We start from the raw sequence: 12,432 nt of genomic DNA, 5'->3' as shown, positions 1-12,432 counted from the left end.
GCGTGTAGCCTGTTTCCCCCTCAAGGGGGCGGCGCCTGCGGCCTGGCAAAGCCAGTTCCGCGGCCCCTGCTGGCCCGGAGGGTGTGGCGGTCAGTGTGTCGAGGCCATCACGCTGTGTAGCAGGTCGGGAAGCATCTCCAGCATCCGCAGCGCATCCTGTCCCGGCGGGGTGCTGGTCGCAAAATACATTTGCAGCGGTGCATGGGCAAACTCATGCAGCGGCACCGCCGTCAATGAGGCCGGGTCCAGGTTGCTGGCCGTGAGGAAGTCCACCACCGTCCAGCCCATGCCGCGCCTGACCAGCTCCAGCGCCAGCCGCGAGGTCTGCACCTGCAGGCCCGCCGGGGCGCTCAGGCCCAGGTGGCGGGCCAGCTCGTCGATCGAGCTGCACATCGGGTCCTCGCCCACCAGCCTGATCAAGGGCATGCTCGCCAGGAAGGACATCGGGTTCTGCCGGCGCGCGCGCACCGCGCGTTGCCAGATCTCGCGCGTGACGGCCAGGTAGAGCGGCCCGCTCACCAGCGTGCTGCTGGTCAGCAATGGGTGCGGGTGCTCGTAAAAGCCCAGCGCGAAGTCCACGCCGCGCGTCAGCAGGGCCTGCACCATCTGGTCCTGGTGCAGGGTGCGTACCTCGACGCGCACGCGCGGATGCCGCGCCATGTGCCGCTCCAGCACCAGAGGTAAAAATTCGTGGCTGATGGAGGGGATGGCCGCCAGCCGCACCTGGCCGTCGGCCGCCTGCCGCAGGTTGACGGCCATGCGCTTGAGCCCGTCCAGCTTCTGGTGGATCTGCGAGGACTCCTCAAACAACACCCGCGCTTCCGGCGTGGGCGCCAGCGTGCCCTTGCCGCGCGTGAACAGCTTGTAGCCCAGCTGCAGCTCGGTGTGCGCGATGGTCTTGCTGACGGCCGAAGGCGTGATGCAGATCAGCCGCGCGGCGGCGCTCATATTGCCCGTCTGCATGACGGCCTGGAAGACTTCAAGTTGCCTGAGGTTCATCGTTGTGCCGGGTGCCGGCGCGGCAAGAAGGGGCCGGTTGCCGGAGGGGTGTGAGTTTTAGTCACACCCCTCGTTACATTATGCATCGCTGCTTTCCGGCGGGCTGGCTACGATGAGCCACCTTTGGCCTGGTGCCGGAGGAGACATCGGGACGCGGGCCCCACGTATTGACACTTTTTCACAGGTGCCCTTCGACGCCCGCGACCCGGCAGAACTATTTCACTTTCCTGGGATATCTCATGCAAATCGCTTCCACCCTCCTGAAAATGGGCGCCGGGCTCGGCCTCGTCGCCTTCACCGCGCTGGGCACGCCAGCCTCCGTGCTGGCGCAAACCGCCGGCAAACCCAATGTCGTGATCCTGGCCACCGGCGGCACCATTGCCGGCGCCGGCGCCTCGGTCCTGAACAGCGCCACCTATGCCGCCGCGAAAGTGCCGGTCGACAAGCTGCTGGCCGGCCTGCCCGAATTGGCCAACATCGCCAACGTCAAAGGCGAGCAGGTCTCGCAGATCGCCTCGGAAAGCTTTACCAACGACAACCTCATGAAGCTGGGCAAGCGCATCTCGGCGCTGGTCAAGCAGGCCGACGTGGACGGCATCGTCGTCACCCACGGCACCGACACGCTGGAAGAAACCGCCTACTTCCTGAACCTCGTGATCCGCACCAGCAAGCCCATCGTGGTGGTGGGCTCCATGCGTCCCGGCACGGCGCTGTCGGCCGACGGCGCGCTCAACCTGTTTGACGCCGTCAGCGTGGCGGCCAGCAAGGACGCGGCCGGCAAGGGCGTGCTGGTCACCATGAACGATGAAATCCAGAGCGGGCGCGACGTCGCCAAGACCATCAACATCAAGACCGAGGCCTTCAAGAGCCAGTGGGGCCCGCTGGGCATGGTGGTGGAGGGCAACAACTACTGGTTCCGCGCGCCTGTGAAGCGCCACACCGCACAGTCCGAATTCAACATCGACGACTTCGATGCGCTGGCGCCGGTGGAAATCGTGTACGGCTACGGCAACGTCTCGCGCACGGCCCTGGACGCCGTCGCCAAGTCCGGCATCAAGGCGCTGATCCACGGCGGTACCGGCAACGGCTCGGTGGCCGACCGCATTGTTCCTGCGCTGCAGGAAGTGCGCGCCAAGGGCATACAGGTCGTGCGCTCATCGCGTGTGCCCGAAGGCTTTGTGCTGCGCAACGCCGAGCAGCCCGACGACAAATACGACTGGGTGGTCGCGCACGACCTGAACCCGCAGAAAGCCCGCATCCTGGCTGCTGTGGCATTGACGAAGAACGTGGACAGCAAGGAGCTGCAGCGCATCTTCTGGCAGTACTGAGGCTCTCCGGGGCGTCAAGACAAAAAGGGCGATGCCGGTAACGGCATCGCCCTTTTTTTATGGGCTTAGAGCTGGCTCATGCCGCCGTCGACGATCAGTTCCGTACCCACAATGAATGCGGCGTCGGGCGACGACAGGTAGACCACGGCGCTGGCCACTTCGTCGGGCGTGCCGAAGCGCTTGATCGGCACTTGCGCCTGGATGCCGGCGGCCAGCGCACCCAGCTGGTCGGCGGGCACGCCCAGCTTGCCGTACAGCGGCGTCGTCACCGGGCCGGGGCTCACCACATTGACGCGGATGCCGCGCGCCACGAATTCAGCGGACAGTGTCTTGGCGAATGAAATCAGCGCGGCCTTGCTGGCGGCATACACGCTGGAATTGGGCATGCCGATGTGGGCGTTGATGGAGCCGTTCAGGATGACGGCCGCGCCCGTGTTCAGCAGCGGTGACAGCGCCTGGATCGCGAAGAAGGCGCCCTTCACATTGACGTTGAAGGTCTGGTCCCAGAGCGCTTCGTCCACGCCTTCGAGCGGCGAAAACTTCGCGACACCGGCGTTGATGAAGACCGCGTCCAGCGTGATGCCCTGGGCGCGCAGGGCGCCGGCCAGCGCCTGGGCGGCGCCGCTTTCGCCCGCGTCGTTGCGCAGCGCGATGGCGCCTTCGCCGAGTTGCGCTTTGGCTTGCTCCAGCGTGGCCTGGTCCCGGCCGGTGATGATGACGCGGGCGCCTTGGGCGGCGAATTGCAGCGCGGTGGCCAAGCCTATGCCGCTGTTGCCGCCGGTGACGAGCACGGTCTTGTTGTCGAAGCGCCTGGCGGCGACGGAGGAGGTGTTTTGCGTGGTCATTTCAGTGTCCTGTCCAGTGTGGGTTGATGGGTTTTGCCGGGTCGGCCAGCCTTGCTGGCTTGCCGATGGGTTCAATGTACGATTCATGTTCTATAAGAAGAAGGCCTTAAAAGTGTTTTAATCATTCAGGTTTTATGAATATCAAGCGTTGGAGGCGCCGCCATGGACCGTTTGCGAGCTTTTGAGGTGTTTGCCGCCGTGGTGGGGCGCGGCAGTTTCACGCGCGCGGCCGATGCGCTGGACACTTCGCCGGCCAACGTCACGCGCTACATCAACGAGCTGGAGGCCCACCTGGGCACCCGCCTGCTCAACCGCAGTTCGCGCACGCTCTCGCTCACCGAAAGCGGCGAGGCGCTGTATGAGCGCAGCAAGTCCATCCTCGAGGAAGTCGCCGACGCCGAAGCGCTGGCCTCGTCGGCCACCTTGCAGCCGCGCGGGCGCCTGCGCATCAACGCGCCCGTGAGCTTCGGCATACGCCAGCTGGCACCGCTGTGGCCGCGCTTCATGCAAAAACATCCCGACGTGGAGCTCGACATCGCGCTCAGCGACCGTGTGGTCGACATCGTGGAAGAGGGCTACGACCTCGCCATCCGCATCTCGCGCGCCGGCCCCGCCACCCATGCGGCGCGCAAGCTGGCCACCTCCTGCAACATCGTCTGCGCATCGCCCGCCTATCTCAAGCAGCACGGCAGCCCCCAGGTGCCGGCCGACCTGGCGGCGCACCGCTGCCTGGGCTATACCTATGCGGCCACCGCCAACGAATGGCATTTCGTCGACGGGGAGGCGCGCCCGCACAAGGTCAAGGTCCACTACGTCATGCACGCCAACAACGGCGACACGGCCCGCGAAGCGGCCGTGGCCGGGCAGGGCGTCATCTGGCAGCCGGCCTTTCTGGTCGGCGACGACTTGCGCGAAGGGCGGCTGGTGCCTTTGCTGCCGGGCTACCGCATGCCCGACATCGACGTGCTGGCCGTCTACCCCAGCCGCCGCCACCTGAGCGCCAAGGTCCGCGTGATGGTGGATTTCCTGGCGCAGGCCTTCAAGGACGGGCCCGCCTGGTATGTGCCGCCCGACGCGGCGCCCGCGCGCCATCGCCGCGTAAAATGACCGGTTTAGCACTGCCGCCCATGCGGCCTTGCCTTTCCGGCGCCTGCACAGGCGCCGCGCTTTTGTCCTGAACCCATTCCTATGCTCACTTTCCAGCAAATCATCTTGAAGCTGCAGTCCTACTGGGACGCCCAGGGCTGCGCGCTGCTGCAGCCCTATGACATGGAGGTCGGCGCCGGCACCTCGCACACCGCGACCTTTCTGCGCGCGCTGGGCCCCGAGCCCTGGAAAGCCGCCTATGTGCAGCCCAGCCGCCGCCCCAAGGACGGCCGCTACGGCGAGAACCCCAACCGCCTGCAGCACTACTACCAGTACCAGGTCGTGCTCAAGCCGGCGCCCGCCAACATCCTGGAGCTCTACCTCGGCTCGCTCGAGGCCCTGGGCTTTGACCTCAAGAAAAACGACATCCGCTTCGTCGAGGACGACTGGGAGAACCCCACGCTGGGCGCCTGGGGCCTGGGCTGGGAAGTCTGGCTCAACGGCATGGAAGTCACGCAGTTCACCTACTTCCAGCAGGTCGGCGGCATAGACTGCAAGCCCGCGACCGGCGAAATCACCTACGGCCTGGAACGCCTGGCCATGTACCTGCAGGGCGTGGACAACGTCTACAACCTGGTCTGGACCGAAGGCGCCGACGGCTCCAAACTGAGTTACGGCGACGTCTACAAACAAAACGAGGTCGAGCAGTCCACCTACAACTTCGAGCACAGCGACGCCGACTTCCTGTTCACCGCCTTCAGCGCCCATGAAAAGCAGGCCAAGCACCTCATCGACGTGCAACTGGCCTTGCCGGCCTATGAGCAGGTGCTCAAGGCCGCGCACAGCTTCAATTTGCTGGATGCGCGCGGCGCCATCAGCGTGACCGAACGCGCCGCCTACATAGGCCGCATCCGCAACCTGGCGCGCGCTGTGGCGCAAAGCTATTACGAAAGCCGCGAACGCCTGGGCTTCCCGATGGCGCCGCGTGAATGGGTGGAACAAATGGCGAAGAAGGCCGCCTGAGGCTTTCGCCTTCACCGAATTCCGCCACGATGCCCACCATCTTTTCCCATATTGCCGTTCCCATCGCCGCCGCCGTGGCCCTGGGCAGCAAGCGGATACCGCCCTCCATGTTGGCGGCGGGCATGGTCGCGGCCATTCTTCCCGACTTTGACGGTATCGCTTTCAAGCTCGGCATCCATTACGGCGGCATCTGGGGCCATCGCGGCTTTACCCACACCCTGGGTTTTGCGCTCGTCGCAGGCATGGTCGGCGCGTGGCTGGCACGGTATTGGAAACTGGCGCCGTGGCAAGGCTATGCCTGGATAGCGCTTTGCATGTTTTCGCACCCGCTGCTGGATACCCTCACCAACGGCGGCGTGGCCATCCCGCTCTACTGGCCCTTCTCCGAACAGCGGTTTTTCAGCCCCTGGCGGCCCGTCGAGGTTTCGCCGGTCGCCTTTTCCCGATTTTTCACGCAACGCGGCGCCGACGTGTTGCTCAATGAAATCCAAACCATCTGGCTGCCGCTGATGGCCGCGGCCCTGGCCATTTTTGCGCTCCGACATTCCCGAAAAAAACCATGAACGCTTCCCAAAACCTTCTCGTAGAACTGTTTGTCGAAGAGCTGCCGCCCAAGGCGCTGAAAAAACTCGGCGATGCCTTTGCCGGCGTGCTGTTCGAGCAGCTCAAGGCCCAGGGCCTGACGGCCGATGCTTCGGCGCTGACCGCCTTCGCCTCGCCGCGCCGCCTGGCCGCCCATGTCAGCGCCGTCGCCGCGCAGGCCGCCGACAAGGCCGTGTCGCAAAAACTCATGCCCGTGGCCGTGGGGCTGGATGCGTCCGGCAATGCCACGCCCGCGCTGCTCAAAAAACTGCAGGCCCTGGGCGCCGATGCGTCGGCGGTTGCCGGCCTCAAGCGCGCCCCCGACGGCAAGGCCGAGGCGCTGTTCTACGACAGCACCGTCAAGGGCGCGACGCTGGCCGAGGGCCTGCAAAAATCCGTGCTCGAAGCGATTGCCAAACTGCCGATTCCCAAGGTCATGACCTATCAGCTCGCCGACGGCTGGAGCGACGTCAAGTTTGTGCGCCCGGCGCACGGCCTGGTCGCGCTGCACGGCAGCGCGGTGGTCGCCATCGAGGCGCTGGGCCTGAAGGCCGGCAACAGCACGCACGGCCATCGCTTTGAGGCATCCGTCGATCCGGTGGTGCTCCAGGATGCCGACAGCTACGCTGCGACCCTGCAAAAAGACGGCGCGGTGATTGCCAGCTTCGCCGAACGCAAGGCCGAGATCGCCAGGCAGCTGGCGGCGGCTGCGGCCAAGGTCGGCGGAGGCGTCAAGGCCATTGACGACGACGCGCTGCTCGACGAAGTCACCGCGCTGGTCGAGCGCCCCAATGTGCTGGTCTGTGAGTTCGAGAAAGAATTCCTGGGCGTGCCGCAGGAATGCCTGATCCTCACGATGAAGGCCAACCAGAAATACTTCCCGCTGCTCGATGCCGCGGGCAAGCTCACCAACAAGTTCCTGGTCGTCAGCAACATCAGCCCGAGCGACGCGAGCGCGGTGATTGGCGGCAACGAGCGCGTGGTGCGCCCGCGGTTGGCCGACGCCAAATTCTTCTTCGACCAGGACCGCAAGAAAACCCTGGCTTCCCGCGTCGAAGGCCTGGGCAAAGTGGTCTACCACAACAAGCTGGGCACGCAGGGCGAGCGCACGCAGCGCGTGCGCGCCATCGCCGAAGCCATCGCCAATCGCCTCGGTGCCAATGTGGCCGATGTACAGCGCGCCGCCGAACTGGCCAAGACCGACCTGGTGACCGACATGGTCGGCGAGTTCCCCGAACTGCAAGGCACCATGGGCCGCTACTACGCGCTCAATGACGGCCTGGGCGCCGACGTGGCCGATGCGATTGAAGACCACTACAAGCCGCGCTTTGCCGGCGATGAGCTGCCGCGCAACAGCGTGGGCGTGGTCGTCGCGCTGGCCGACAAGCTGGAGACCCTGGTCGGCATGTTCGGCATCGGCAACCTGCCCACCGGCGACAAGGACCCGTTCGCACTGCGCCGCCATGCGCTGGGTGTGATCCGCATGCTGGTCGAGAAAGACCTGCCGCTGGGCCTGGCCGAACTCGTCGAAGGCGCGCAGCCGGTGTTCGGCGACAAGATCCAGGACGCTTGCGTCGCCCTGGTCGACTTTATTTACGACCGCCTCGCCGGCTCCCTGCGCGAGCAGGGCTACAGCGCGCAGGAAGTCGACGCCGTGCTGGCGCTGCGCCCCCAGCGACTGGGCGACGTCGCCAAGCGCCTGGCCGCCGTGCGCGCCTTTGCCGCGCTGCCGGAAGCGCCGGCCCTCGCGGCCGCCAACAAGCGTGTCGGCAACATCCTCAAGAAAGCCGAAGGCACGGTAGCCGCCACCATCAAACCGGAGCTGCTGCAGGAAGCCGCCGAGAAATCCCTCGCCGAGGCCCTGAAAACAGTCGCACCCAAGGCCGAGGCCGCTTTTGCGTCCGGTGACTATGCCGCCTCGCTGCAGGCGCTGGCCGCCTTGAAGGCGCCCGTCGATGCCTTCTTTGACGGCGTGATGGTCAATGCCGAAGACCCGGCGCTGCGCGCGAATCGTCTGGGATTGCTTGCGACGCTGCACCAGGCCATGAACCGCGTAGCCGACCTCTCCAAGCTCGCGACCTGATCGGAAGCCATCCCCATGAAACTCGTCATCCTCGACCGCGACGGCACCATCAACAGCGACAGCGACGATTTCGTCAAGACGCCGGACGAATGGCTGCCGCTGCCCGGTTCGCTGGAGGCGATCGCGCGGCTCAACCATGCGGGCTGGCATGTGGTGATCGCGTCCAACCAGTCGGGCCTGGGGCGCGGCCTCTTCGACGTGGCCTCGCTCAACGCCATGCACGCCAAGATGCACAAGATGCTGGCCGCCGTCGGCGGCCGTATTGACGCGGTGTTCTACTGCCCGCACAGCCCCGAGGAAAGCTGCACCTGCCGCAAGCCCTTGCCCGGCCTGTTCGAGCAGATAGGCGCGCGCTTCGGCGTGCAGCTGGCGGGCGTGCCCACGGTCGGTGATTCGCTGCGTGACCTGCAGGCCGGTGCCGCGGCGGGCTGCGAACCGCACCTGGTGCTGACGGGCAAGTCGGCCCGCTACCGGGCCGGCGGCCAGCCGGAAGGCCTGCCGGCCGGCACCACGCTGCATGCGGACCTGGCGGCTTTTGCCGATTTCCTGCTGGAGCGCAGCGCCCGGCCGCTACCGGTGGCGATATAAACATGGCGCGGGAACACCCGATTCCTCGCCTTTCCAACTGACCCGATAGCCGGAATCCCTCACATGCCCTTTATCCGTTCCGTCCTGCACCTTCTCTGGATGGCCGTGACCATCATTCCATGGGCGACCTTTGTGGTCATCGCCTCGCTGTTCGTCAGCAGCACCACCATGTACTGGATGTGCGCGGGCTGGCTGCGCGTGGCGGTCAGCGGCGGCACCTTCATCCTGGGCATCCAGAACCGGGTGACCGGCATGGAAAACCTGCCCACGGGCGAGACCAGCGCCGCGGTGCTGCTGCTCAAGCACCAGAGCACCTGGGAAACCCTGTGCATGCCCACGCTGATGCCGCATCCGCTGGCCTATGTCTTCAAGAAAGAGCTGCTTTACGTGCCTTTCTTCGGCTGGGCCATGGCGCGCATGGACATGATCCACATCGACCGCAGCCAGCGCGCCCAGGCCTTCAACAAGGTCGTGGTGCAGGGCAAGCGCCTGATGGCGCAGGGCACCTGGGTCATCATGTTTCCCGAAGGTACGCGCATCCCGCGCGGCCAGAAGGGCACTTACAAATCCGGCGGCACGCGGCTGGCCATAGAAACCGGCGCGCCGGTGATCCCGATCGCCGTCACCTCGGCCAAATGCTGGCCGCGCAAGGCCTTCATCAAGACGCCGGGCATTGTCGACATCTCCATCGGCAAGCCCATCCCCAGCGCGGGCCGGCAGCCGGACGAGCTGATGCGCGAGGTGGAAGCCTGGATTGAGTCCGAAATGCGCCGGCTGGACCCCGAGGCCTACGCCGGCGCCTCCGCCAATACCTGAGCGGTGCCTGCGCCTATCACGTCGCGCTAAACTGCCATGATGCAACGGCTTCTCCAGTTCACGCTCGACCTGTTTGACGCCCATCCCGCGCCGCCGGACCGCGCCGCAAGCCCGAAAAGCGCAAAACCTCCGGCAAAGCCGCGGCCCAAAAAACCGCCCACTTCCACTCCGCGGCCGCCAGCGGCGCCCGAGCCCGAGTTCATCGGGCCGCAGTTGCCCGCCCAGACCCTGCAGCAGGCCCTGGCCCCGGCCACCTTCCGCCATCCGCGCGCCACGCGCGAGACCGTGCTGGACGGCATCGTGGTGGCCTACGAATTCCGCCGCAGCAAACGCAAGACCATCGGTTTTTCGGCCGGTGCCGACGGCCTCACGGTGAGCGCGCCCAAATGGGTGCCGCTGTATGAAATCGACAAGGCCGTGCTGGAAAAATCCGGCTGGATACTCGCCAAGCTGCAGGAGACCCGCGAGCGCCACGAGCGCATGGAGTCCGCGCGCATCGACTGGAAGGACGGCACCACCCTGCCTTTCCTGGGCGAACAGGTGATCGTGGTGATAGACCCGCGGCACGCCTTCGGTGGCGTGGGCGCCGAACTCAAGCCCCGCGCCGCCGAGGTGCTGCTGCAGGGCAACGAGGGCGAGGCCGGCGACATGCTGCCCGGCGTGGCGCAGATGACGCTGCACGTGGGCCTGCCCCACAACGCTTCGGCCGAGCAGATCCGGGATGCCGTGCAGGCCTGGCTGATGCGCCAGGCCAAGCGGATCTTCGTCGAGCGGCTCAACCATTTCGCGCCGCAGCTCGGCGTGCAGTGGCACAAGCTCAGCCTTTCCAGCGCCGGCACGCGCTGGGGCAGCGCCAGCGCCGACGGCTCCATCCGGCTGAATTGGCGGCTGGTCCATTTCCGGCAATCGGTGATCGACTACGTGGTGGTCCATGAACTGAGCCATTTGCGCGTCATGGACCACAGCCCGCGCTTCTGGGACACCGTGCGCACCATCGTGCCCGATTACGCCGAATTGCGCGGCCAGCTCAAGGACGAAGCGATTCCGCGCTGGTAGCTGGCAGGCAGGGTGGGGCGCCAGGGCTGCGCAGGACAAACCCTTTGCCGGGGGCTGAATCGGCGATAACAAAGTAGTACAGCCTGACGTTACTTGTTAATATGACAAAAATATCAAAAATGTCAAAAACACCAGGGACTTGATGTCGTACCTCCAAAGCACCTCCATGAACGACAAGCTCATACTCGTAGTTGAAGACAATCCCGACCACCTGGAGCTGACTGTCTTGACGCTGGAGGAGCAGGGCGTGACGGCCGAGATCGCGGTCGCCCGCGATGGTGTGCAGGCGCTGGACTACCTGTTTGGGCAGGGGGCCCATGCGGGGCGCGACACGCAGCGCCAGCCTTCGTTCATCCTGCTGGACATGAAGCTGCCCAAGCTCTCGGGGCTGGATGTGCTGCGCGGCGTGCGCGCCAACCCGCTTACCGCCCTGGTGCCGGTGGTCATGCTGACCTCCTCCAGCGAGCGCTCCGACATCGTGGCGTGCTACCAGGCCGGTGCCAACGGGTTTGTGCGCAAGCCTGTCGATTTTGGCGACCTTACGGAAAAACTCCAGCGGCTCCAGGCCTATTGGCTGGATGTCAATGAATCGATCGCGGCCGGTTGATACGCCCGCGGAGCAGGCCGCCTTTGCGGCCTGGGCGGGATCCTGAGCGATGGCCGCGATGAAGGTTCAGATCACGCTGCGGACTCGCCTCGTCATATTGGTGCTGGCCGCGATTGTTCCGCTGTTCGGCTTGTCCATTTTCAAGGCCGTCTACAACGCCGATGCCGCGGTCGAGCGGGCCATGACCGACCTGCAGTTCGCGGCCTCGCTGGCGGCCTCCAACCAGCAGCAGCTGGCCGAGACGGCGCGCCAGGTGCTCACGGCCGTCATCCATGCGCCTGAGCTGCTGAGCGACAAGGACGGCAAGACCGTCAAGGGGGGCAGGGGCGGCCGCTGCGATGCCTACCTGGCGCAGCTGAACCGGCTGTTCCCGCTGTACGCCAACCTGGGCATTGTGGGCATGGACGGACGGGCCCTGTGCAACGGGATTCCCAATTCGACGCTGAACTACCTGGGCGACCGCGCGTATTTCCGCGATGCCGTGGCCCACCGCGACTTCGTGACCGGCGAGTACATCGTGGGCCGCGCCACGGGCATACCCTCCATCACCTTCGCGCTGCCCCTGCTGGACCGCGAAGGGCAGGTCGTGGTCGTGGCTTATGCCTCGGTGGACCTCGGCGAAATGGCGAAGACGGCGCTGAGTATCCACCTGCCGCCCGGCGCCGCGCTCGGCATCCACGACCGCAACGGCGTGCTGCTGGCCGGAAAACCGGCCCTGCCCATACGTGTGGGCCAGAAGGCGGCCAGCCCGGTGCTGCGCGAGGCGGTCAAAGCCCTGAAGACGGGCACGGCCGACGGCCCGGACGGCGCGGGCAATCGCCGGCTCTGGGCCTACATGCCCAGCAGCGCCAATGTGGGCGAGGCCTTTTTTGTGGCGGTCAGCCTGGACCACAACCTGGTGGTGGGCGCTACCCAGCGGCAGCTGTGGCTGGAGCTGGGTGTGCTGTCCCTGCTGGCCTTCCTGAGCGGCTTGCTCGCCTGGATGATGGGCGGGCGCGCCATCGTGATCCCCACCCGCAACATCCTGGAGGCGACTCGTCGCATCCAGGACGGGCGGCTGGATGTGCGCATTCCGGTCACATCGTCCGACGACGGCGGGGAATTCTCCCGGATCGCCGAAGGCTTCAACCGCATGGCCGAATCCCTGCAGAAGCACCGTGGGGCCCTGGAGTCGGAACTGGCGAACAGCGAAGCCATCCAGCGAAAACTGCAGGATGCCCAGCGCCTGGGGCGCATAGGCTACTGGCAGCTTGATGTGCGCAGCGAAGAGACCTGGTGGTCCGATGAGGTCTATGACGTGCTGGGGGTGGACAAGGCGAGCTTTCCCACCAACCGCGAAGCGTTCCTGCAACTGGTCCATCCCGCCGACCGCCAGGACTTCAAGGCCAGGCGCGACGCCGCCGTGGCGGCCGGCCTGCC

General features: G+C 65.9%; 12 protein-coding genes. 10 read left to right on the top strand and 2 right to left on the bottom strand.

Going from position 1 to position 12,432, the window contains the following annotated elements:
* Nucleotides 1-90: 90 nt before the first annotated feature.
* On the bottom strand, nucleotides 91-999 hold the full coding sequence (locus PMI15_RS23515; protein WP_036840946.1) for a LysR family transcriptional regulator: 909 nt from the start codon (nucleotides 997-999) through the stop codon (nucleotides 91-93).
* A gap of 239 nt (nucleotides 1,000-1,238) precedes the next feature.
* Between PMI15_RS23515 and PMI15_RS23510 the strand changes: the two genes are divergently transcribed.
* Entirely contained in the window at nucleotides 1,239-2,327 is a 1,089-nt protein-coding gene (locus PMI15_RS23510; protein ID WP_007874969.1) for an asparaginase, read from the top strand.
* 65 nt (nucleotides 2,328-2,392) lie between these two features.
* Here the strand turns inward: PMI15_RS23510 and PMI15_RS23505 are convergent, their stop codons facing one another.
* Complete coding sequence (locus PMI15_RS23505; RefSeq protein WP_007874965.1) at nucleotides 2,393-3,172, bottom strand: SDR family oxidoreductase; 780 nt, start codon at nucleotides 3,170-3,172, stop codon at nucleotides 2,393-2,395.
* 162 nt (nucleotides 3,173-3,334) lie between these two features.
* Between PMI15_RS23505 and PMI15_RS23500 the strand changes: the two genes are divergently transcribed.
* The 9 genes from PMI15_RS23500 to PMI15_RS23460 all read left to right on the top strand — a co-directional run.
* Nucleotides 3,335-4,279: a LysR family transcriptional regulator gene (locus PMI15_RS23500; protein ID WP_007874963.1), complete on the top strand. Its 945-nt coding sequence runs from the start codon at nucleotides 3,335-3,337 to the stop codon at nucleotides 4,277-4,279.
* 81 nt (nucleotides 4,280-4,360) lie between these two features.
* Nucleotides 4,361-5,281 carry a glycine--tRNA ligase subunit alpha gene (gene glyQ / locus PMI15_RS23495; RefSeq protein ID WP_007874961.1) on the top strand — a complete coding sequence of 307 codons (921 nt, stop codon included), beginning with the start codon at nucleotides 4,361-4,363 and terminating at the stop codon, nucleotides 5,279-5,281.
* 29 nt (nucleotides 5,282-5,310) lie between these two features.
* On the top strand, nucleotides 5,311-5,844 hold the full coding sequence (locus tag PMI15_RS23490) for a metal-dependent hydrolase (RefSeq protein ID WP_007874959.1): 534 nt from the start codon (nucleotides 5,311-5,313) through the stop codon (nucleotides 5,842-5,844).
* Nucleotides 5,841-7,946, top strand: coding sequence for a glycine--tRNA ligase subunit beta (gene glyS / locus PMI15_RS23485; RefSeq protein WP_007874957.1), 2,106 nt, complete (start codon nucleotides 5,841-5,843; stop codon nucleotides 7,944-7,946). The genes PMI15_RS23490 and glyS overlap by 4 nt, the downstream gene beginning before the upstream one ends.
* A 15-nt stretch (nucleotides 7,947-7,961) precedes the next feature.
* Nucleotides 7,962-8,534: a D-glycero-beta-D-manno-heptose 1,7-bisphosphate 7-phosphatase gene (gmhB, locus tag PMI15_RS23480; RefSeq protein WP_007874956.1), complete on the top strand. Its 573-nt coding sequence runs from the start codon at nucleotides 7,962-7,964 to the stop codon at nucleotides 8,532-8,534.
* A 63-nt stretch (nucleotides 8,535-8,597) separates the two neighbouring features.
* On the top strand, nucleotides 8,598-9,350 hold the full coding sequence (locus PMI15_RS23475) for a 1-acyl-sn-glycerol-3-phosphate acyltransferase (RefSeq protein WP_007874955.1): 753 nt from the start codon (nucleotides 8,598-8,600) through the stop codon (nucleotides 9,348-9,350).
* Between the two features lie 36 nt (nucleotides 9,351-9,386).
* Nucleotides 9,387-10,406 carry a M48 family metallopeptidase gene (locus PMI15_RS23470; protein WP_007874954.1) on the top strand — a complete coding sequence of 340 codons (1,020 nt, stop codon included), beginning with the start codon at nucleotides 9,387-9,389 and terminating at the stop codon, nucleotides 10,404-10,406.
* Between the two features lie 166 nt (nucleotides 10,407-10,572).
* Complete coding sequence (locus PMI15_RS23465) at nucleotides 10,573-11,013, top strand: response regulator (protein WP_036840949.1); 441 nt, start codon at nucleotides 10,573-10,575, stop codon at nucleotides 11,011-11,013.
* Between the two features lie 58 nt (nucleotides 11,014-11,071).
* Nucleotides 11,072-12,432, top strand: a 1,361-nt coding sequence (locus tag PMI15_RS23460) for a cache domain-containing protein (RefSeq protein WP_162130771.1), incomplete at its 3' end; no start/stop codon positions are given.

The organism is Polaromonas sp. CF318 (assembly GCF_000282655.1).
Lineage (GTDB): Bacteria > Pseudomonadota > Gammaproteobacteria > Burkholderiales > Burkholderiaceae_C > Polaromonas.
Note: the sequence above shows the minus strand (reverse complement) of the source record. Positions and strands in the feature narration are given on the sequence as shown.